The organism is Streptococcus sp. HPH0090, assembly GCF_000411475.1.
Classification (GTDB): Bacteria; Bacillota; Bacilli; order Lactobacillales; family Streptococcaceae; genus Streptococcus.
On record NZ_KE150464.1, the window covers coordinates 973,487 to 995,142 of the forward strand.

Below are 21,656 nucleotides of genomic sequence, written 5' to 3' on the forward strand. Positions count from 1 at the left end.
TTCTTGATTTAGGCTTTTTCACGAATGACCAAGACACCATCTTCCATGTCGGCTTCAAGGTGTTTAGCATCAAGATTATCCAAATGGAAGTCTGTTACTTTATCACGGATTTGTTGTTCAACTACTCGACGGAGTGGACGAACACCCATAACTTCATCATAACCTTCTTCAGTCATGTATTCTTTGGCTGCATCGCTCACTGCCAAGTCGATTTCTTTCTTAGAAAGTGTCTTATTGACATCAATCAACATCAAATCAACAATCTTAGAAAGGTCTTCTTTGCTCAAGTGTGAGAATTCAATCACAGCGTTGAAACGGTTCAAGAATTCTGGACGGAAGTAAGGTTTCAAACGATCCATCAATTCTGGTTTATCCGCATCTTCTGTCAAGTTGGCTTCATAGCCAAAGCCAGCGTTCGAAGTTGCGATAATCACAGTATTCTTGAAGTTTACAGTGTTACCTTGACCATCTGTCAAACGACCATCATCCAATACTTGAAGAAGAAGAGTAATCACTTGAGGGTCAGCCTTTTCAATTTCGTCGAGAAGGACGATTGAGTATGGGTTACGGCGAACACGTTCTGTCAAAGTATTGTTGTTGTCATCATAACCAACATAACCAGCTGTTGTACCAATCAATTTAGAAACGGCTGTACGATCGCTGTATTCTGACATGTCCAAACGAATGATGGCATCTTTAGTACCGAACATATCAAGTGCCAATTGTTTAGCCAACTCAGTTTTACCAACACCAGTAGGTCCTACAAAGAGGAAGCTACCGATTGGGCGATTTCCTTCATCAAAACCTGCACGGTTACGACGAATCGCACGTGCTACTGCTTCAACAGCCTTATCTTGGCCGATAACCTTAGTTTGCAAACGGTGACCCATATCTTTCAAGCGTTCAATATCAGTTGCCCCCATTTGTGATACTGGAATACCTGTCATCCGTTCGACAGACTCAGCTACGTCATTTACAGTCGCTGTAACCTTGTGATCTTCTGTATGGTTAGCAATTTGCTTTTCAAGTTCTTCGATACGAACTTTTGCATTTAAAGCGGCTTCATAATCTTCTTTAGCAGCCGCAGCTTCTTGTTTAGCTTTTTCTTCTTCAATTTCATGTTCCACTGCATGCACATCTGTTACTGGATGTTGTGCTGCCAAGTGAGCGGCTGTCACATCGACAAGGTCGATAGCCTTATCAGGCAAGCTACGTTGCGGAATGTATTGAACAGAGTAATCAACAGCCGCTTTCAATACTTCATCTGGCAAGATGACGTTGTGGTGTTGTTGATAAAGATCACGGATCCCTTGGAGAATCTTGAAAGTATCTTCAGCAGATGGTGCATTGACTTTTACTTCGTTGAAACGACGAGCAAGGGCCGCGTTTTTCAAGATGGTATTACGGTATTCATCTTGAGTTGTTGCACCAATCACTGTCAATTCCCCACGTGAAAGAGCTGGTTTCAAGATATCAGCAAGACCTTTAGATCCTTGACCATCCCCTGTGCTACCTGCACCAAGGATTTGGTGGATTTCATCGAAGAAGAGGATTATATTCCCAGCTTCCTTGACTTCGTTTACCAAGTTTTGAATATTTTCTTCAAAGCTACCACGGTATTGAGTACCAGCTTCAAGTCCAGAAATATCAATTGAAATGATTTCTTTGTTCTTGATTGCTGCTGGAACGTCACCATTCACAATAGCTTGGGCAAGACCTTCTACTACTGCCGTTTTACCAACACCAGCATCGCCGACAAGAACCGGGTTATTCTTTGTACGACGAGAAAGGATTTCAGATGTTTCTTGAATTTCCTTGTTACGTCCAATAACCGGATCTAGCTTCCCTTCACGAGCTTCAGCAGTTAAATTACGTCCAAGTTTAGCAAGAATACCGTCTTGTTTCATACCTTTCCCTTGAACGTACTGAGCTTGATCACTTCCTTCGCTAGGAAGTTGACCTGTTTGACGGTAAATCGCGAATTCTTCAGGTGTTACTTCACGACCGTTAATCAAGTAGCGACGATTTTCGGAACTGTATCCACGCATACCACCCATCAATTGGTTAAACAAATCATCCATGTTGTTAAAGTTATTAAAGTTGTTATTCATATTTCATACCTCGTTAAATTCAAAATTAGTTAGTCAAAACACTTTGACTTTCTCTGACCTTTATTTTAAAAAATTTAGACTAGCTATTTGCTACTCTACGTATAATTTCAGGTTTTTCTTTATCCAATACAAGTTTTCTAATTGGACTTCTAAAAATACTAATGTTAAACATAGGTTGCACCTCTTTCTAGGTTTTACCCATACTTTAATCTTAAGATAAATTACACAATCACCTTAAAATCAAGGTTTTCTAAGGATTTTCTCATCCTTATGTTCTTAGTATATCACTTTGGTCAGTATTAGTCAAGGGTTTTGACCAAAATTGACCAACTTTTTTTAAATATTTTTTTAATACCAAAAAACCAGTCAAAATGACTGGTTTTCGATTTACTATTTATGAATCTTAGCTCAATGCATCATCCATTGAAAGAACTTCGTGGAAGACACGTTGTGTCAATTCAGTTTTTTGTTCTGGAGTGAGGTATTTAGTGTTTACACAGTATCCAGAGATACGTACGATAACGTCTTCACCTGACATGATCTTTTCGTATACATCGTTCAAGTCCATAACGTTCAAGTTAACGTGTTGTCCACCGTTTTCGAAGTAACCATCAAGGATTGTTACCAAGTTATCAACTTGTTCGTCACGAGTTTTACCAAGAGCACGTGGTGATACTTGAGTTGTCAATGAGATACCATCAGCTGCGTAACCAAAGTCAAGGCTCGCAAGTGAGTTCAAGTTTTGCAACCATCCACCTTTAGCTTTGTTAGATGGGTTCGCACCTGGTGAGAAGAATTCAAGTTTAGACAAGTTCACAGAACCATCTTCGTTGAGGTATACACCTTTGTGAACTGGAGAGTTACCAGTTTGTTTAGAGTAAGCAACGTTAGATGTGATTGTCAAAAGTGATACAGTAGCTTCTGCGTCTTTGTAAAGTTTGTGACTACGTAGACGAGTTGTGTAAGCTTCGATCAACCATTCTGCCAATTCGTTTGAACGTGGGTCATCTTCACCCCAACGTGGGTATTCACCGATTGTTTCATAATCGTAGATGTAGCCATTTTCATCACGGATTGGTTTAACTGTAGCGTACTTGATAGCTGACAATGTGTCAACAGTGTTAGCGAATCCACAGATACCGAATCCCATGTTAGCACGTTGTTTAGTTGGCAAGAAGGCCATTTGAACAGCTTCATAGTTGTACTTGTCAGTCATGTAGTGGATGATGTTCAAAGCATCTACGTAAGTGTCAGTCAACCAGTCAAGAGATTTTTCAAAGTTAGCTTTAACTGATTCAAACTCAAGAACTTCGTCACGGATTGGTTCGATATCAAATACTTTGTAGTCTTTATGAACATCGTCGTAACCACCGTTCAAACCAGTAAGAAGAGCTTTAAGAACGTTAACGCGAGCACCGAAGTACTGGATGTTGTGACGTTGTTCTTCGTTTTCTGGGTCAAGTGGAGATACACAGCATGAGATACAGCTCATTTCACCGTATCCATCTTTAGCCATTGTTGTAACACCTTCATATTGGATTGAAGAGTGTTTGTGGCTCATGTGCATACAGTAGCGACGGAAGTTGTATGGCAATTTGTCAGTCCAAAGAACTGTCAAGTTTGGTTCTGGAGAGTTACCGATGTTATCGAGTGTGTTCAAGAAACGGTAGTCCATTTTAGTAACACGGTGGCGACCGTCGTTACCCATACCAGCCATAGAAGTTGTGATGAAGGTTGGGTCACCTGAGTACAATTGGTCATAAGCTTTTGTACGAGCAAATTTAACTGTACGAAGTTTCATAACGAAATCATCAACAAATTCTTGGATTTCTGATTCAGTAAATGTTCCACGAGCAAGGTCACGTTCTGCAAAGATGTCCAATACGATTGGCACACGTCCTAGAGATGTAGCCGCACCGTTGATCACACGGCAGACTGCCATGAAGGCGATGTTTACCCATTGGATAGCTTCTTTAACGTTCATCGCTGGTTTGCGAACATCAACTCCGTAAAGATCACCCAAGCGTACAACTTGTTGCAAAGCTTGATATTGAAGGTTGATTTCTTCACGAAGACGGATTGTTTCTTCATCGATTTCTTCGATTGAGTTCCAATCGTTTACTTTTTCTTGCATCAAGTAGTCTGCACCGTAAAGAGCAAGACGTGCGTAAACACCGATGATACGTCCACGTGAGTATGCATCTGGAAGACCAGTTACAGTGTGAGCGTGACGAGCACGACGGATGTTTGAAGTGTAAGCACGGAAGATACCATCGTTAACAGTTGTTACGTATTTAGTGAAAATTTCGTGAACAGTTGGATCTGGTTCGTATCCATTTTCTTTCAAAGTAGTTTCAGCCATACGGATACCACCTTTTGGCATGAAGTTCAATTTGAAGAGTTCATCGTTTTGGATACCATAAATCAATTCGTTTTCTTTGTCGATAAATCCAGCAGGAATATCAGCAATAGAAGTTGGACGAGTGTCCATTGGGAAACGAGTTTCTTCGTAGTGTGCTTTAGTTTCTTCTACGATTTTTTTAATGTGAAGTGAACGCTCTGTTGGTCCTGCAAGGAAGCTTTCATCTCCATCATAAGGTGTGTAGTTAGCTTGTACAAAGCGTGATACACTTGCTTTTTCTTTCCAGTCAACACCTTTAAAGCCTTCCCAGGCTTTGTCAAAAATGTCCTGTGCTTCAACAACTGTCTTAACAACCATGTTAATGTCCTCTTTTATCTTTCTAGTAACAGTCATCTGTTACATTCATGTATCCAGTATACCACACAGTAAACGATTTCAACAACTAAAATAAGTCATTTTTGCCACTTTCTTTTATAATACAGTTGTTGTTTTCGCGATAACTGTATTATAGTTTTGAAAAAGGATTTACCTATTTTCTATTTTTTCTGAAAAAGGTTATAATATAGCTAGTAATTCTACCAAAGAAAGGTCATCACATGCTGATATTTCCACTAATGAATGATTTATCTCGTAAAATCATCCATATTGACATGGATGCCTTTTTTGCTGCGATAGAAATTAGAGACAATCCTAAGCTTAAAGGGAAACCCGTTGTTATTGGTAGCGACCCAAGAAAAACAGGAGGTCGCGGAGTTGTTTCGACTTGTAGTTATGAAGCGAGAGCCTTTGGCATCCACTCAGCTATGAGTTCCAAAGAGGCCTATGAGCGTTGTCCGCAAGCCGTTTTCATTTCTGGAAACTACGAAAAATATACTGCTGTCGGTCAACAGATACGAGCTATTTTCAAACGATATACAGATAAAATTGAGCCTATGAGTATCGATGAAGCCTATCTAGACGTAACTGAAAACAAACTCGGTATCAAATCTGCCGTTAAAATTGCTCGCTTAATTCAGCAGAATATTTGGCAAGAACTCCATCTGACCGCTTCTGCCGGGGTTTCTTATAATAAGTTTTTAGCTAAAATGGCTAGTGACTATCAAAAACCTCGTGGTTTGACGGTTATTCTCCCTGAAGAAGCCGAAAATTTCCTCAAACAAATGGATATTGCTAAATTCCACGGCGTTGGCAAGAAAACTGTTGAGAAATTGCATCAAATGGGTGTATTCACAGGAGCTGATCTCATAGAAATCTCTGAAATTACGCTTATTGATCGTTTTGGACGACTTGGATTTGACCTTTATCGAAAGGCTCGTGGGATTGATAATTCTGCCGTTAAATCTGACCGTATTCGTAAGTCTATTGGTAAAGAAAAAACCTATAGTAAGATTCTTAGTCTGGAAGAAGATATCAAAAAAGAGCTAACTCTGCTTTCGCAAAAAGTCGCTCTTAGTCTTCAAAAATATGAAAAAAGTGGTAAGATTGTCATCTTAAAAATTCGCTACGCTGACTTTTCTACTTTGACTAAGCGAAAAACCCTAGATCAACAAACACAAGATTCAGACCAAATCGCTCAATGCATTATTCAACTCTACGAAACACTTAGTGATAAGGATAAAGGCGTCCGTTTATTGGGAGTCACAGTGACAGGGTTTTAAAAACCTTGAAGGAAACTTCCCTCAAGGTTTTTTCTTATACAAATAATCGAACAAAGCTATAAAGCAACAAGACACTACCAAGAACAATACGGTATTTACCGAAGACTGTGAAGTCGTGTTTTTTTACATAGCCGGTCAAGAAACGAATAGCAACCATGCTGACTGCAAAAGCGACTACCATGGCGACTAGGAGCAAGAAGAATTGACCAAAACTCAATACTTCCCCTGCTTTGATGAATTTAAAAATCTTCAAGGCACTGGCTCCAAACATAACTGGAATTCCTAGATAGAAGGTAAACTCTGTCACCACTGAACGACTGGTTCCATTTAACAAACCACCGACGATAGTGGCACCTGAACGGCTAGTTCCTGGTAAAAGGGCCAAGACTTGGAAAAGGCCAATATACAATGCTGTTTTATAAGGTAATTTATCTAAGTCAGTAACTGTTGGCTCAATAGCTTGTGCCTTGTTTCGTTTTTCAAGATAGATGAAGGCAACCCCATAAACAATCAACATGATGGCTACTGAAACTTTATTATAGAAATGGGTTTCAAACCAATCATCAAATTTAAAAACGGCTAATAAAGGAAGTGTAGCCACAAATACTTTGGACCATAATTGCCAAGTTCTACGAACTTGAACTTTATCCTTACCTGGTTTAAAGGGATTAAGCTTGTTAAAGTAGATAACCATAACGGCTAAGATAGCACCCAGTTGAATAACGACGTTAAACATAGACATAAAGGTTTCATTTTGATCTTTAAACTGGATAAACTCTTGTGCTAAAATCAAGTGACCAGTACTTGAAATCGGTAGCCACTCCGTGATCCCTTCAACAATTCCAAAAAAGATAGCTTTTAAAATTTCAAAAAAATACATAGATTACTCCTTTTTTCTATCCTCCATTATATCATACTTTTAAAGGATGTGTTTAGTTTTCTTTAGAAAGCGCCGACACTTCCACCGCCGCCACCGCCTGAGAAACCACCCCCAGAGCTACCGCTTCCGGATGATACAGAAAAAGTACTTGCAGTATTTGCGATGGTTGCATAATGGTTGATATGAGAGGCCGATGCATGAAAGTTTGTATCCCATCCACAATACACATAAAGATTCATATCTGCATTTCCAAGTTGTATGTTATGGAGTTTCATGATTTTGTTCACTTTCTTGGCACATCCATAAAGTGTCGCATAAACCAATAGGCGATTCCAAACAACAATACTCTCTAGTTCAGCCTTCTCTAAATGGGCAATATCCCGAAGCATATTTTCAAAACTTGTCCAGAGATAAAATGCTTCTGCTCCTTCTTCATTTAAGACACCATCACGAGATGGCCCTCGTGTCGCAAAATGAACTAAGGCACTAGCAAGTAACCCCAGTAAACCGAGGGAAAGTAAAGGAATTGAGAAATAACCACAGGTTCTTAGACTATAGTAAAAAATGATAAGGCCGATAAGTCCTGTTACAGCTGAACAGACTTTCATTTTCTTCACAAGATTATTTTCTGTATCTGTCAAAGGACGATAGTAGCTCGGAAGTCGTAAAATTTTTACCTTGTCTCGAACACAACTTTGCATACGTTGAAGTCGTCTCTCGAAAGAACGTTTTAGATGTAATCCGAATTCTCGAATATGTTTCTCATCAGCTTCCTTAGCACCATGAAACAAAGTTGAAGAAACTTGATATTCAAGGAAAAGGTCAGATAAAGCAATTTCTTTCTTAGTTGAAAGAGTCATGCGTAAACATTCTTTTTCAAAATTAGACAAGCCTTTTTCACTATTAATTTTTATCCACGGTTCCTCTTCACCCTGAAAAATGGATAAATGCCCACGATCGACTAAGTCCAACAATGTTGCCTGGATTAGTTGTTCAAAAGTGAACTTACCAAACTTATGCTTATTTAGGGGACTAACTTCCTCTAAGGAGGTTGAATAGATTGCTTCTGCCAAAACCATTGGAGGTAAGTCCATTGGAGGTTCGTAAAGTCGATGATTCTTCGGATATACTTTTTGGAGACTTATCTGTTTGCGAAAGGCTCGATAATACATGATAGTAAGTAGCAATAAAGCCATAAAGAAAGTTGGGAAAATCCATTTTATCATGACGTTTGCCTGCACTTTATTGGCTTTTATTTCTACCTCAACTCTTTTGAAGTTGCTTAAATTTTCTTCATTTAGACCCTGACTCGGAGCACTTGAGAAAGCCTCTCTCGGCCAATAGGCGTGTAGTTCAACTTGACGTTTTTTAGGAAGATCCTTCATTTTAACCCAGTAGATATCATTGATTTTTTCGACACTTCCCTCGTTGAGGAGTTTGCCAGTATGGAAAAAGAGTTTCTCTGCAGGACTATCTGAAGTTACTCGAAATTCTAAATCTTTGATATCCCCAGAACTATCTGTCAGTGGTTGCCAATTTAGCTCCGCGATGTCGTTATACAAAAAGAGAATATTTGACAGTTGCCAAGTAACGGTTACCCGAACAGTATCTCCTGCATTTCCTGGATTAAGAATGATGACCTTGTAGCCATCCTCTTCTTCCTTAGTATATGAGAGAACATCCTGAACGATTTGCCCATTTTTAGATACAAGGACAGTTGGGTCATCATCAATCTCAAATCCCTTTGGCATCTTCCCTGCTTTACCGAGCCCAATCAATTGACCATTAAAATCATCTTTAAAATGGTAGGTAATTGTTTCTTTGAAAACTGCTGTATTATCTGCATGAATATTCAAATCTCCCTTATAGGATAAAATATCAAAGTCTACAGCAAAAACCAAGCGCGGTACAAAAAGGAAACAGGTGAATATCAAAGCCAATAGCCATTTCTTTTTCATCTTACACTGCCTTCCAAGTTTTTTCACTATTATATCATTTTTTAGAAGTTAAGGTTTACTTGTATTGAAAATCTCATCATTTTTAGATACAATAGAGGGAGCCATTTTTAGACTAGAAATAGGAGAAAACATGAAAAAATTATGCTTATCTATCCTTGCTAGCCTAGCCCTTACTCTAGGACTAGTTAGCCAGGTCCAAGCCGATGAATATTTACGCATTGGAATGGAGGCAGCTTACGCACCTTTTAACTGGACTCAGGATGATGACAGTAACGGTGCTGTCAAAATCGATGGAACCAATCAATATGCTAATGGGTACGATGTCCAAATAGCTAAAAAGATTGCTAAGGACCTCGGCAAAGAACCTTTGGTTGTAAAAACTAAATGGGAAGGACTTGTCCCAGCCCTTACCTCTGGTAAAATCGATATGATCATTGCAGGTATGAGCCCAACTGCTGAACGCAAACAAGAAATTGCTTTCTCAAGCAGCTACTACACTAGCGAACCAGTACTTTTGGTCAAAAAGGATTCTGCCTATGCAAATGCCAAATCACTAGAGGATTTTAGCGGAGCAAAAATCACTTCTCAACAAGGTGTTTACCTTTATGACTTGATTTCACAAATCCCAGGTGCTCAGAAAGAAACTGCTATGGGTGATTTTGCGCAAATGCGACAAGCTCTTGAAGCTGGGGTCATCGATGCCTATGTCTCTGAACGTCCAGAAGCCTTAACTGCTGAATCAGCAAACGCTAAGTTTAAAATGATTCAACCTGAACCTGGCTTTAAAACTGGGGAGGAAGATACATCTATCGCTATCGGTTTACGTAAAGACGACGAACGTATCAGTCAAATCAACGCTAGTATCGAAACCATTTCTAAAGAAGAGCAAGTTGCGCTCATGGATCGTATGATTAAAGAGCAACCTGCCGAATCTACAACAACTGAAGAAAGCAACAGTAATTTCTTTGGCCAAGTTGCTAAAATTCTATCTGAGAACTGGCAACAACTCTTGCGTGGTGCCGGTATCACTCTTCTAATTTCCATTATCGGTACTATCGTCGGTCTCATCATCGGTCTTGCTATCGGTGTCTTCCGTACTGCACCTCAATCTGAAAATCAATTTATCTATGTAATCCAAAATCTACTTGGCTGGATTCTCAACATCTATATTGAAATTTTCCGCGGTACGCCTATGATTGTACAAGCTATGGTTATCTACTATGGTACTGCACAAGCCTTTGGAATCAACCTAGACCGAACACTGGCTGCTATCTTTATCGTTTCTATCAATACTGGTGCCTACATGACAGAAATCGTCCGTGGTGGTATTCTGGCTGTTGATAAGGGACAATTTGAAGCGGCAACTGCACTTGGTATGACTCATAATCAAACCATGCGTAAGATTGTTTTGCCTCAAGTTGTTCGAAATATTCTACCAGCAACTGGTAATGAATTCGTCATCAACATCAAGGATACTTCTGTATTGAACGTTATCTCTGTTGTAGAACTTTACTTCTCAGGAAATACAGTAGCAACACAAACCTACCAATACTTCCAAACCTTTACCATCATCGCAGTTATCTACTTTGTCCTTACCTTTACAGTAACGCGTATTCTCCGTTACATTGAAAAACGTATGGATATGGATACCTATACAACAGGTGCTAACCAAATGCAAACGGAGGATTTGAAATAATGAATCAACCCATTCTTGAAATCAAACACCTCAAAAAATCCTATGGACAAAACGAGGTCCTAAAAGACATCTCACTCACTATTCATAAAGGAGAAGTGATTTCTATCATCGGTAGCTCCGGTAGTGGTAAATCAACCTTCCTACGTTCTATCAACCTTCTCGAAACCCCAACTGAAGGTGAAATTCTTTATCACGGTGAAAACGTCCTTGAAAAAGGGTATAACCTTACTCACTACCGTGAAAAACTAGGTATGGTTTTCCAGTCCTTTAATCTTTTTGAAAATCTCAATGTTCTCGAAAATACGATTGTGGCACAGACAACTGTTCTCAAACGTGAACACTCAGAGGCAGAGAAAATTGCAAAAGAAAACCTTGAAAAGGTTGGTATGGGAGAACGTTTCTGGCAAGCCAAACCAAAACAACTTTCTGGTGGTCAAAAGCAACGTGTGGCTATTGCTCGCGCTCTTTCTATGAATCCTGATGCCATTCTCTTTGACGAGCCTACATCAGCCCTCGACCCTGAAATGGTCGGTGAAGTTCTCAAAATCATGCAAGAACTAGCTCAAGAAGGCTTGACTATGATCGTTGTAACCCATGAAATGGAATTTGCTCGCGATGTATCAAACCGTGTTATCTTTATGGATAAGGGGGTTATTGCAGAAGAAGGCAAACCTGAAGATCTATTTACCAATCCTAAAGAAGAACGCACCAGAGAATTTTTACAACGCTATCTTGGATAATCAAAAAAGACTGCAACCTGCAGTCTTTTTATATTTCCTAAAATGAAAAGGCAGATTCTTTTCGAACCTGCCTATATCCAAAGACTAATCTTCAAATTTTTCATGATTTTTGTCGTAGAAATCAATTAAGCCGAGGGCTGTTTCAAAGGAAATGTTTTTAACTTTTGCACGTCCTTGAGCTAAAGCAATGATAGACATTTCACGTGCATTTGTTTCCTTAGAAATACGATACCCTGTGATTTTCTTATCACGAACCCAGCTAACAACTGATTCTACTTTTTCAAAGTTAGACTTAGCCATGTTATTCTCCTATTTTTTTCTTTGCGCTATTTCATTCTATATGTTTTTATAGTATTTGTCAATAAAAACGCATACATACACTGAATTAAAGCGCTCAGAACATGATTATTTGGCTTTTAAAGCCGATAATATATGGGTCCGTATATCTTCAACTCCATTAGGATTTGCTGGCAAGAATATAGTATTATTTCCTTGTTTGTCTGCAAAATTATTCAATGTATCTAAATACTGATTGGTTAATAGGATTGACATAATTTGTTCTTCAGTTAATTCGACATTAGCTCCTTTTAACTCTTTAATAGAATCAGCAAGTCCATCAACAATTGCTTTCCGCTGCTCTGCGATCCCCACACCATGGAGACGATCTTTTTCTGCCTCAGCTTCTGCCGCTGTAACGATCTTTATTTTGTCTGCTTCAGCCAATTCTTGAGCTGCCACTCTCTTACGTTGAGCAGCATTGATTTCGTTCATAGATTGTTTGACTTCTGCATCCGGCTCAACTTTGGTAATGAGCGTCTTAACGATAATATACCCATACGTTGACATTTCTTCCGCTACTTGTTTTTGAACTTCTAATGCAATTTCATCTTTTTTCTCAAACAATTCATCCAAAGTTAATCTAGGAACAGATGAGCGTAATGCATCTTCAATATAAGATTTAATTTGAGCTTCCGGTCTCATCAATTTATAGTAAGCATCTGTAACGTTTTGCTCATTTACACGGTATTGAGTTGCGACATTCATGGTCACAAAAACGTTATCTTGGGTTTTGGTTTCAACCACGATTTCACTTTGTAAAAGGCGTAGCTGTACACGAGCTGCAATTTTGTCAATGCCAAATGGTGCTCGCAGATGAATACCACTATTACTTAACTTTTGATATTTACCAAATCGTTCGATAATGGCAACAGATTGTTGACGAACGACATAAACAGAACTTACTAGAGTAACTCCCACAATAAGCATTAGAATTAATACAACAAGTAAAACTGGTAAAACCATGGGAATCTCCCCCTTTCTTCACTTACATTATAGCACTCGCATATAGGTTAGGCAAATAATATGATAAAAATTTTATAGGATATTAAACAAGCATATTATATAGGGTTTCGTTCCCATTTAAGTTAATATAAGACGGGTCGAATTTTTCCATTCGATGAATCAAACCTGCATAATCGTGCTTATCTGCTAGAGCTACACCAATCAAAACAGGTCCAGTTCCCTTGCTAGCACGTTTGATGTATTCAAAACGTGTGATATCATCATTCGGTCCCAAGATATCATTTACAAACTCTCGAAGAGCACCTGGACGTTGTGGGAAATTCACTACAAAGTAATGCTTGATGCCATCATAGATTAAGGCACGTTCTTCCATCTCTGGCATACGGTTGATGTCATTATTCCCTCCAGAGATGATACAACAAATAGTTTTTCCTTTAATATAATCAGATAACACTTCTAGGGCTGCAACACTAGCAGCACCCGCAGGTTCTGCTACGATCCCTTGCTTAGAGTAGAGATCAATTAAGGTTTCAGAAATCAAACCTTCATCCACTCCGATAAGAGTCTGTACATTTTTACGAGTTGCCTCATAGGTCAACTGTCCTACCTTTTGCACAGCAATCCCATCAGCAAACTTATCAATTTCCTTAAGTTTGACTGGTCCTCCAGCTTCAAACGCCGCCTTCATAGAACGAGCCCCTTCAGCCTCAACACCAATTACTTCAATTTCTGGATTTGTTTCTTTAATATAGGTAGAAACACCAGAAATAAGACCTCCACCTCCTACAGGTACCAAAACAGTATCAAAATCAATGGATTCTTTGCGTGCTTCTTCTAAAATCTCGTAGGCAACAGTTCCTTGCCCCGCTTGAACATAAGGATCATCGAAAGGATCGATAAAGGTACGATTTTCAGCGACTGTAAACTCTTGAGCTGCCTTAGCTGACGCATCAAAGGTATCTCCTACCAATTTAATGGTTACAAAATCACCACCAAAGAAACGAACCTGACCAATTTTCTGTTGAGGTGTTGTAATTGGCATAAAGATTGTTGCAGGAATCTTCATCTCATTACATGTGTAAGCAACTCCTTGGGCGTGATTTCCCGCTGAAGCACACACTACACCACGTTCACGTTCTTCCTTGGTCAATTGAGAAATCGCATAATAAGCACCACGAATCTTAAATGACCGAACACGTTGAGCATTTTCTTTCTTGAGATAAATTTTAGCTCCGTATTTCTCTGATAAGTAATGATCATATTCTAACGGTGTATTGACTACTACACCACTCAATACTTTATGGGCTTTTACCACATCTTTTGCACTAAGCATAATCTTCTCCTTGATTCGTTTTCAAGATAAAAAGCGGGTTAGGTACCCCCAACTCGCCTTCTATCTTTATTCTCAAAAATTAGTTGTAGATTTTGAATGCGTCATCGTCGTTTTTACCAACAAATGGCATTGCTTTACGCAATTCTGCACCAACCTTTTCAATTTCAAGGTTAGCAGCTTGTTCACGGTAAGCAGTCAATTTTGGACGACCAGCTTTGTAGTCGTTCACAAAGTCGTTGGCAAATTTACCATTTTGGATATCAGCAAGAACAGCTTTCATGTTTTCTTTGACTTGTTCAGTAATCACACGTGGACCTGAAACATAGTCACCGTATTCAGCTGTGTTAGAGATTGATTGACGCATTTTCTTGAATCCACCTTCGTAGATCAAGTCAACGATCAATTTCATTTCGTGAAGCACTTCGAAGTAAGCCAATTCTGGAGCATAACCAGCTTCAGTCAAGACTTCAAAACCAGCTTCGATAAGGGCAGTCAAACCACCGCAAAGAACTGCTTGTTCACCAAACAAATCTTCTTCAGTTTCTTCTTTGTATGTTGTTTCAAGAAGACCTACACGCGCTGCACCAACACCTTTACACCAGTCCATAGCAATATCTTTAGCATTTCCTGTAGCATCTTGGTATACAGCGTAAAGCGCTGGAACACCAAATCCTTCTTCGTAAGTACGACGTACCAAGTGTCCTGGTCCTTTAGGAGCACACATGAAGACATCAACATCTGCAGGAACTTTGATGAATTCGAAGTGGATGTTGAAACCATGTGCAAAACCAACTGCATTTCCAGCTTCCAAGTTTGGAGCGATTTCTGCCTCGTACAATTCTTGTTGAATTTCGTCTGGAGCCAGAATCATGATAACATCAGCCAATTTAGTTGCTTCTGCTACTGTGTAAGTTTCAAAACCATCTTCTTTAGCTTTATCAAATGATTTACCTGGACGAACACCGATAATCACATCGTGACCTGAATCACGCAAGTTTTGAGCGTGGGCGTGTCCTTGTGAACCATAACCGATAACGGCGATTTTTTTACCGTCAAGTGCTGCTACTTTTACATCTTTTTCGTATTCCATTTGAACTGCCATAGTTTTTTCTCTCTTTTCTATTTTTATTGCCTGATAGGCTAAATTAACAAATTTAGGTTGGATTCTTTTACTCAATGAAAATCAAAGAGCAAACTAGGAAGCTAGCTGTAGGTTGCTCAAAGCACTGCTTTGAGGTTGTAAATAAGACTGACGGAGTCAGTAACATATACCTACGGCAAAGCGACGCTAACGTAGTTTGAATTTGATTTACGAAGAGTATTAATCACGGGTAAATCCAGTTGCACCCGTACGAGCAATATTCTTGATACCGTATGGTCGAATGACACGAATCAAAGCTTCACTCTTTTCTGCATTTCCCGTCATCTGAACGGTAATGGAGCTAGGAGCTACATCGACCACAGTTGCACGGAAAGGTTGAATGATGGCCAAAATTTCTGCTCGCTTCTCAGCTGGTGCAGCAATCTTAACCAAGATAACTTCTCGCTCTAGGTGAGGTTTATCAGTGATATCACGAACACGGATAACATCGACCTGACGGTTAAGTTGTTTGATGATTTGCTCCACTTCATCATTCGATGCAACATCAATGATAATAGTAATTCGTGATACATTAGGATTCTCCGTTGCACCCACAGAAATACTTTCGATATTAACTTGACGTCTCGACAAGACTCCAGTAAAGCGATTGAGAACACCTGAACGGTTTTGAAGTTTGGCTGTTAACATTCTACGCATTAAACTTCACCCCCAACATCTCATGATTACTCTTACCAGCTGGTACCATCGGTAAGACATGCTCTTTACGAGAAATATCTACTTCGATGAACATTGGTACATTCTCTTTGATGACTTCCAAATCCTTCTCTAAGGTTTCAGGATTGTCAAATTTATAATTTTTAATCCCGTACGCCTGCGCCATTAATTGGAAATCAGGAAGGCTATCAAAGACCGACTCTGATGTTCGTCCTTCATAGAAGGCTTCTTGCCATTGACGAACCATCCCGAGCGAGTGGTTATTGAGCATGATGACTTTAATTGGAATCTTATAGATATTTAAGATTGCCAATTCTTGGTTGGTCATCTGGAAACCACCGTCACCGACAAAGAGGACGACCTCTTTATCTGGATTAGCAATTTTTGCTCCGATGGCTGCAGGAACTCCGAATCCCATCGTTCCTAGACCACCTGAGGTTACCAATTGACGCTCATTTTGGTATGGATAGTATTGAGCTGTCCACATTTGGTGTTGGCCAACGTCTGTTACAACAACGGCGTCCCCCTCGGTCAACTCACCGATGCGTTCAATGACTGCTTGAGGTTGAACCACACGTTCTTTCTTATCATAAGATCGAACACGATTTTTATCTTTTGTGACCTTTTCAATCCATTTTTCAGTATTGTTATGAACAACTGGTTCTGCAAGTAATTGTTGTAAGGCTTTTTTAGCATCACCAACAACTGGGATATCGACTGCGATAATCTTACCAATCTCTGCAGGATCAATATCAATATGCGCTACTTTAGCCTTCTTAGCAAAAGTCTTAGGATTTCCAGTCAAGCGGTCATCAAAACGACAACCAATAGAAATCATAAAATCTGCTTCTGTCATGGCAATGTTAGCTGCAAAGGAACCATGCATTCCACCCATCCCCAAAAACAGTGGGTGGCTAGTTGCGATTGTTCCCTGTCCCAAAAGACTGGTTACAACCGGAATTTGATACCGTTCTGCGAATTCAATCAACTCTGCGGCAGCCTCTGCGTAACTGATTCCACCACCAGCAAGTAATACTGGTTTTTTAGCTTTAGATAACTGCTTCAAGATTTTCTTGATTTGCATATCATTGGGCTCAACGGTTGGTTGATAACTTGGTAACACTACTTCTGGTGAGTAGATAAAATCTGTCTCAAGTGCAGAAACATCTTTCGGCAAATCAATGACGACTGGACCTGGACGACCTGTTGTCGCAATATGCACCGCCTCTGTAATCACACGTGGAATATCTGCTGTTTCACGAACCTGATAATTGTACTTGGTAATTGGCATGGTAATACCGACAATATCCGCTTCTTGGAAGGCGTCTTTACCGATACCAGCTCTTGCCACTTGTCCTGTGAAAACCAAAAGAGGAACACTGTCGCTCATAGCATCTGCAATACCCGTAATGGCATTTGTAGCTCCCGGTCCACTTGTGACGACTGCAACACCAAGTTTTCCTGTTGACTTAGCATAACCTTCAGCTTCATGAAGACATCCTTGTTCATGGCGCCCTAAAATATGACGAATGCCTTTAAAACTATAAATAGCATCATACAAAGGCAATACGGCTCCGCCTGGATAACCAAAAATCGTATCAATTCCTAAATCACGGAGTGTTTCCAAAACAAGTTCTGATCCCGACTTTGGTGAATCTAAAATGATTTTCTCCATTGTTCCCCTTTCTGTTCTCTTAAAATGACTTGTTTCTATAATACCATTTTTTCAAAAATTTTCAAGACAAAAGAAGAAATTTTCTGAATTTTCTATCTAGATACTTTACAATATCAAATCGATTCCAAAGTTTATCCGTTTTTTTAACATTTTCATAGAAAAAAAGGTTGAGACTTATCGTCTTCAACCTTTTTACAAATTACTAATTAAAGTGAGTTTACATCAACCTTGATACCAACACCTTGAGTAGTTGTGATAGTCAAGTTTGTTACGTAAGTACCTTTAGCTGTAGCTGGTTTAGCTTTTTGAATTGTTTCGTTGAAAGCTTTGAAGTTTTCAACCAATTTTTCAGCTTCAAATGATACTTTACCGATGATTGCTTGAACGTTACCTGCACGGTCAGCACGGTAAGTAATTTTACCACCTTTAGACTCTTCAACTGCTTTCGCAACATCCATTGTTACAGTACCAGTTTTAGGGTTTGGCATCAAGTTACGTGGTCCAAGGACACGTCCAAGACGTCCAACAAGAGCCATCATATCAGGTGTAGCGATAACCACGTCGAAGTCCAACCAACCGTCGTTGATTTTAGCAACAAGGTCATCTTCACCTACGAAGTCTGCTCCAGCAGCTTTCGCTTCTTCTGCTTTAGCACCACGTGCGAAAACAAGAACGCGTGAAGTTTTACCAGTACCGTTTGGCAATACCATTGCTCCACGGATTTGTTGGTCAGCTTTTTTAACGTCGATGTTCAAGTTGTAAGCAACTTCTACAGTTGCGTCAAATTTTGCAAAGTTAGTTTCTTTTGCAAGTGCTACAGCTTCTTCTACGCTGTATGCTTTTGTGCTGTCGATTTTCTCAAGTGCAGCACGAAGTTGTTTGCTTTTTTTAGCCATTTTCTATTCTCCTTGTAAGTGGTTCAATCGATTTTCATCTCCCACGTCACTTCTCGAAATGATGAAGTCTTGCGGGTTATATTGGGGATGTTATTGATTAGTCAACAACAGTGAATCCCATAGAACGAGCAGTACCTTCAATCATACGCATTGCAGACTCAATGTTTGCTGCGTTCAAATCTGGCATCTTAGTTTCTGCAATTTCTTGTACTTGTGCACGAGTAACTGTAGCAACTTTAGTTTTGTTAGGTGTACCTGATCCTTTTTCAACACCTGCAGCTTTTTTCAAAAGAACAGCAGCTGGTGGTGTCTTAGTGATGAAAGTAAATGATTTATCTTCGTATACTGAGATAACAACTGGAATAATCATACCAGCTTGATCAGCTGTACGAGCGTTGAACTCTTTTGTGAATCCCATGATGTTGATACCAGCTTGACCAAGAGCAGGTCCAACTGGTGGAGCTGGTGTAGCTTTACCAGCAGGGATTTGCAATTTTACAAGTTTTTCGACTTTTTTAGCCATTTTTAAATCCTCCTTTGTGGTTTTGGCGGTAATTTAGAGATTTTTACCTCCCACAAGTATGTTTTACACATACCCATCTATTATACACTATTCTGTCTAAAATTCAAGTAGGAAAAATCAATTTTTTTGAGATTTTTTTCGTTTAAATGATTATCTAAAATCTATTTATTTTTTTAACCGTTTACTTTAAGAAACAGTGTTTTCACGTCAAAAAAGCACTCTATTTGAGTGCTTCCTATCATTACTTCTGCTTGCCTTTAAAACGCCATTGAAAACGGAGTTTGTCATAAAATGGAAATTCAATAAATAGAACCCCAAGGCCAACACAAAGACTGGCAAGAACATCTGATGGATAATGAACCCCCAGATAGACTCTGGATACGAGTACACTCAATAAATAGAATCCTAGTAAGATTTGGACGATTCTTTTCCAAAGCTTGTCTTTAATCCTTTGACTGAAAATCACAATCAAAGTTCCTACCATAATCGTTACCGCCAGAGAATGTCCACTAGGAAACGAAAAACCTTTTTCATCTACCAAGTGTAGAATTTCTGGCCGTGGTCTTTGGTAAATATTCTTAAAAGTCACAATCAAGATCCCAGCCAAAGCTAGATTTCCCAACATGAGAAAACTTTCCATTTTCCATTGCTTGCGATAAAAAATAAAAGCTACGATTAGAACCCAAGTGATAATGATCGGGATATCAATTAGATGCGTAATTGCTCTAAAAAGCAAGGTTAGATATTCAGGCAAATCTCCTCGAATCGCTGTCTGAATCGGTTGATCAAAGTTGACCAACATTTCAGGGTAGAACTTTACCATATAACCAATAATCACAAAAAGTAAAAGGGCGAAAGAGCCCTTTGTGAAATATGTTTGTTTATCTTTCATAGTATTTCAAGGTTGGTTTCAATAGGACAAATAATAACCAGAATGAGAGGGCAAAGACGACGCCTTCAATCAAATTGAATGGTAAAACCATTGCCAACAAGTAATTACTTAGCCCTAGAATATTTTCAATATCAAAATTAGCAAATTTTGCGTACAAAGGGACAGCATAAACATAGTTTAACACTAGCATTGCCAGAGTCATACTAATCACACCAATTAGGGAAGCTAGAGCAAAACGAATGGCTGTTCGTTCTTCTTTCCAAATCAAACCAAAAGCAAGTACAAAGACTCCCAAGGCAACAATATTCATCGGTAAACCAATATAGGTACTAACCCCTTGATTGTTCAGAAGGATTTTCAACAAGGACCGAAGGAAAAGCACTCCAAAAGCTGCTGGTAAATCCAAGACTACCAAGCCCACAAGGACCGGTAAAATACTGAACTCAATCCTCAAAAAGGATGCCGCTGGCAAAAGCGGAAAGTCAAAGTACATCAACACAAATGAAAGTGCTGATAAAATTGCAATGGTCGAAAGTCGACGTGTGTTTGTCATAACAGGTTCCTCCAATTTTCTATAAAATCAGAAGAAGTTGGAAAGGATTCCTCTATCTATCCTTTATTTTTATATTCCAAAAGTTCCCCCTCACTCTTTTTAGCAAGCGGTTGCAATTTACCTATAAAAAATCAATTAGAATAGACAAAGCCATTCTTTCGTCTTCTCCCATCCAGACTATACTGTCGGTTGTGGAATCTCACCACATCAGCTTGCGCTCGCGGACTTATTTGGCTAAGATATTTTAGATTTATCTAGACGTCGCAGTCGAAGATAATACTTAAAGTATATCGAGACAAGACAACGAAGAGAAAGCTAAAATAGCTAGTCAAATTCACCGCCGGTCGGGAATCTCACCCAGCCCTGAAGACCCCTTTATGATAACAAAAAAAGCTTGCAAGCGCAAGCATTTTATCTCTCATCAGTGTTTATTTCAACTTATCTGTTTCGTAAGTGTGAACCAGTTCAAGTCCCGCAAAGTTTTGTTGACGTAGGGCCTCATAGACAATCATACAGACTGTATTGGAAACATTCAAGCTACGAACATGTTCATCATTCATAGGAATTCTGAGAGCTTTTTCAGGATGTTCACGCATAAATTCCTCAGGCAAACCCTTATCTTCACGGCCAAAGAGAAAATAATGATTCCCTTCTGTTGTGAAATCTGCATCTGAATAGACCTTTTCTGCAAACTTGGAAATCAAGTAGAGTTGTCCATTCATTTTTCCCATAAATTCATCTAGACTATCATAGAAATAAATATCAAGTTTGTCCCAATAGTCAAGCCCAGCTCGCTTCATTTTACGATCGTCAATAGGAAAGCCCATAGGTTTGATAATATGAAGGGGCGCATTTGTCGCTGCACAGGTTCGTGCAATATTTCCCGTATTTTGTGGAATTTGTGGTTCAAACAATACAATATGATTGGTCATGCCTTGCTTCCTCTCACTAGTGCAAAAAAATAGCCACACTGCCCGGAGTCAAGCTCAGCAAACAGCGTGGTTAAGGCGTCGTTAACTTACCTCACAACAGGTTTGAAGTAAATCAGCGAAACTACTTTTTTAGTATAACACTTTCAGCCTGATTGTCAATAGAAATGACTTGATTTTTTCATTTTTTTTACAAACATATTTACAAAAGTTAAATAAGGTTCATCGAATCAATTATATCATGGGATTGGCTTGTATTAAAAACTTGGGAAAAATGAACTGATTCCTAAAAGATTATTGATTTTAAACCAAAAAATTTTTAGATGTGAATC

The 21,656-nt window shown here is 39.2% G+C and carries 18 protein-coding genes and 1 riboswitch; of the genes, 3 read left to right on the top strand and 15 right to left on the bottom strand.

The window, feature by feature from the left end; translation table 11 throughout:
• Positions 1-8: 8 nt before the first annotated feature.
• Both HMPREF1481_RS06675 and pflB read right to left on the bottom strand, forming a co-directional pair.
• Positions 9-2,111, bottom strand: a complete 2,103-nt coding sequence (locus HMPREF1481_RS06675; RefSeq protein WP_016466728.1) for an AAA family ATPase — start codon at positions 2,109-2,111, stop codon at positions 9-11.
• 403 nt (positions 2,112-2,514) lie between these two features.
• The gene (pflB, locus tag HMPREF1481_RS06680; protein ID WP_016466729.1) at positions 2,515-4,830 is read right to left on the bottom strand and encodes a formate C-acetyltransferase; all 2,316 of its coding nucleotides are present in this window, start codon (positions 4,828-4,830) and stop codon (positions 2,515-2,517) included.
• Between the two features lie 239 nt (positions 4,831-5,069).
• Here pflB and dinB point away from each other — a divergent pair, with 239 nt between their 5' ends.
• The gene (dinB, locus tag HMPREF1481_RS06685) at positions 5,070-6,131 is read left to right on the top strand and encodes a DNA polymerase IV (RefSeq protein WP_016466730.1); all 1,062 of its coding nucleotides are present in this window, start codon (positions 5,070-5,072) and stop codon (positions 6,129-6,131) included.
• Positions 6,132-6,165: 34 nt separating this feature from the next.
• On the opposite strand, the gene HMPREF1481_RS06690 is transcribed toward dinB, so the two are convergent.
• Together HMPREF1481_RS06690 and HMPREF1481_RS06695 are read right to left on the bottom strand one after the other, a co-directional pair.
• Positions 6,166-7,011 (bottom strand): undecaprenyl-diphosphate phosphatase, encoded by an 846-nt coding sequence (locus HMPREF1481_RS06690; protein ID WP_016466731.1) that lies wholly within the window; start codon positions 7,009-7,011, stop codon positions 6,166-6,168.
• A gap of 62 nt (positions 7,012-7,073) precedes the next feature.
• On the bottom strand, positions 7,074-8,969 hold the full coding sequence (locus HMPREF1481_RS06695) for a DUF2207 domain-containing protein (protein ID WP_016466732.1): 1,896 nt from the start codon (positions 8,967-8,969) through the stop codon (positions 7,074-7,076).
• A gap of 130 nt (positions 8,970-9,099) precedes the next feature.
• On the opposite strand from HMPREF1481_RS06695, the gene HMPREF1481_RS06700 reads away from it, so the two are divergent.
• Both HMPREF1481_RS06700 and HMPREF1481_RS06705 read left to right on the top strand, forming a co-directional pair.
• Positions 9,100-10,665: an ABC transporter substrate-binding protein/permease gene (locus HMPREF1481_RS06700; protein ID WP_016466733.1), complete on the top strand. Its 1,566-nt coding sequence runs from the start codon at positions 9,100-9,102 to the stop codon at positions 10,663-10,665.
• Positions 10,665-11,405 carry an amino acid ABC transporter ATP-binding protein gene (locus HMPREF1481_RS06705; RefSeq protein ID WP_006147962.1) on the top strand — a complete coding sequence of 247 codons (741 nt, stop codon included), beginning with the start codon at positions 10,665-10,667 and terminating at the stop codon, positions 11,403-11,405. Before HMPREF1481_RS06700 ends, HMPREF1481_RS06705 begins: the two co-directional genes overlap by 1 nt.
• Positions 11,406-11,489: 84 nt before the next feature.
• On the opposite strand, the gene HMPREF1481_RS06710 is transcribed toward HMPREF1481_RS06705, so the two are convergent.
• The 11 genes from HMPREF1481_RS06710 to HMPREF1481_RS06760 all read right to left on the bottom strand — a co-directional run bounded on the left by HMPREF1481_RS06710 (position 11,490) and on the right by HMPREF1481_RS06760 (position 21,327).
• Positions 11,490-11,705, bottom strand: coding sequence for a capsule biosynthesis transcriptional regulator (locus HMPREF1481_RS06710; RefSeq protein ID WP_002893653.1), 216 nt, complete (start codon positions 11,703-11,705; stop codon positions 11,490-11,492).
• Positions 11,706-11,810: 105 nt separating this feature from the next.
• On the bottom strand, positions 11,811-12,707 hold the full coding sequence (locus HMPREF1481_RS06715) for an SPFH domain-containing protein (protein ID WP_016466734.1): 897 nt from the start codon (positions 12,705-12,707) through the stop codon (positions 11,811-11,813).
• An 82-nt stretch (positions 12,708-12,789) separates the two neighbouring features.
• The gene (gene ilvA, locus HMPREF1481_RS06720; protein ID WP_016466735.1) at positions 12,790-14,040 is read right to left on the bottom strand and encodes a threonine ammonia-lyase IlvA; all 1,251 of its coding nucleotides are present in this window, start codon (positions 14,038-14,040) and stop codon (positions 12,790-12,792) included.
• Positions 14,041-14,119: 79 nt separating this feature from the next.
• Complete coding sequence (ilvC, locus tag HMPREF1481_RS06725) at positions 14,120-15,142, bottom strand: ketol-acid reductoisomerase (protein WP_016466736.1); 1,023 nt, start codon at positions 15,140-15,142, stop codon at positions 14,120-14,122.
• Between the two features lie 219 nt (positions 15,143-15,361).
• Positions 15,362-15,838 (bottom strand): acetolactate synthase small subunit, encoded by a 477-nt coding sequence (ilvN, locus tag HMPREF1481_RS06730; protein ID WP_006150351.1) that lies wholly within the window; start codon positions 15,836-15,838, stop codon positions 15,362-15,364.
• Positions 15,831-17,531 carry an acetolactate synthase large subunit gene (locus tag HMPREF1481_RS06735; RefSeq protein WP_016466737.1) on the bottom strand — a complete coding sequence of 567 codons (1,701 nt, stop codon included), beginning with the start codon at positions 17,529-17,531 and terminating at the stop codon, positions 15,831-15,833. Before HMPREF1481_RS06735 ends, ilvN begins: the two co-directional genes overlap by 8 nt.
• A 206-nt stretch (positions 17,532-17,737) precedes the next feature.
• Positions 17,738-18,427, bottom strand: coding sequence for a 50S ribosomal protein L1 (rplA, locus tag HMPREF1481_RS06740; RefSeq protein ID WP_001085675.1), 690 nt, complete (start codon positions 18,425-18,427; stop codon positions 17,738-17,740).
• Between the two features lie 97 nt (positions 18,428-18,524).
• Positions 18,525-18,950, bottom strand: coding sequence for a 50S ribosomal protein L11 (gene rplK / locus HMPREF1481_RS06745; protein WP_001085806.1), 426 nt, complete (start codon positions 18,948-18,950; stop codon positions 18,525-18,527).
• Positions 18,951-19,191: 241 nt separating this feature from the next.
• Positions 19,192-19,842, bottom strand: coding sequence for a phosphatase PAP2 family protein (locus HMPREF1481_RS06750; RefSeq protein ID WP_016466738.1), 651 nt, complete (start codon positions 19,840-19,842; stop codon positions 19,192-19,194).
• Positions 19,832-20,395 carry an ECF transporter S component gene (locus tag HMPREF1481_RS06755; protein WP_016466739.1) on the bottom strand — a complete coding sequence of 188 codons (564 nt, stop codon included), beginning with the start codon at positions 20,393-20,395 and terminating at the stop codon, positions 19,832-19,834. The genes HMPREF1481_RS06750 and HMPREF1481_RS06755 overlap by 11 nt, the downstream gene beginning before the upstream one ends.
• A 156-nt stretch (positions 20,396-20,551) precedes the next feature.
• Positions 20,552-20,770: riboswitch (FMN riboswitch) on the bottom strand.
• A gap of 53 nt (positions 20,771-20,823) precedes the next feature.
• Positions 20,824-21,327: a tRNA (cytidine(34)-2'-O)-methyltransferase gene (locus HMPREF1481_RS06760; RefSeq protein WP_016466740.1), complete on the bottom strand. Its 504-nt coding sequence runs from the start codon at positions 21,325-21,327 to the stop codon at positions 20,824-20,826.
• Between the last annotated feature and the right edge of the window lie 329 nt (positions 21,328-21,656).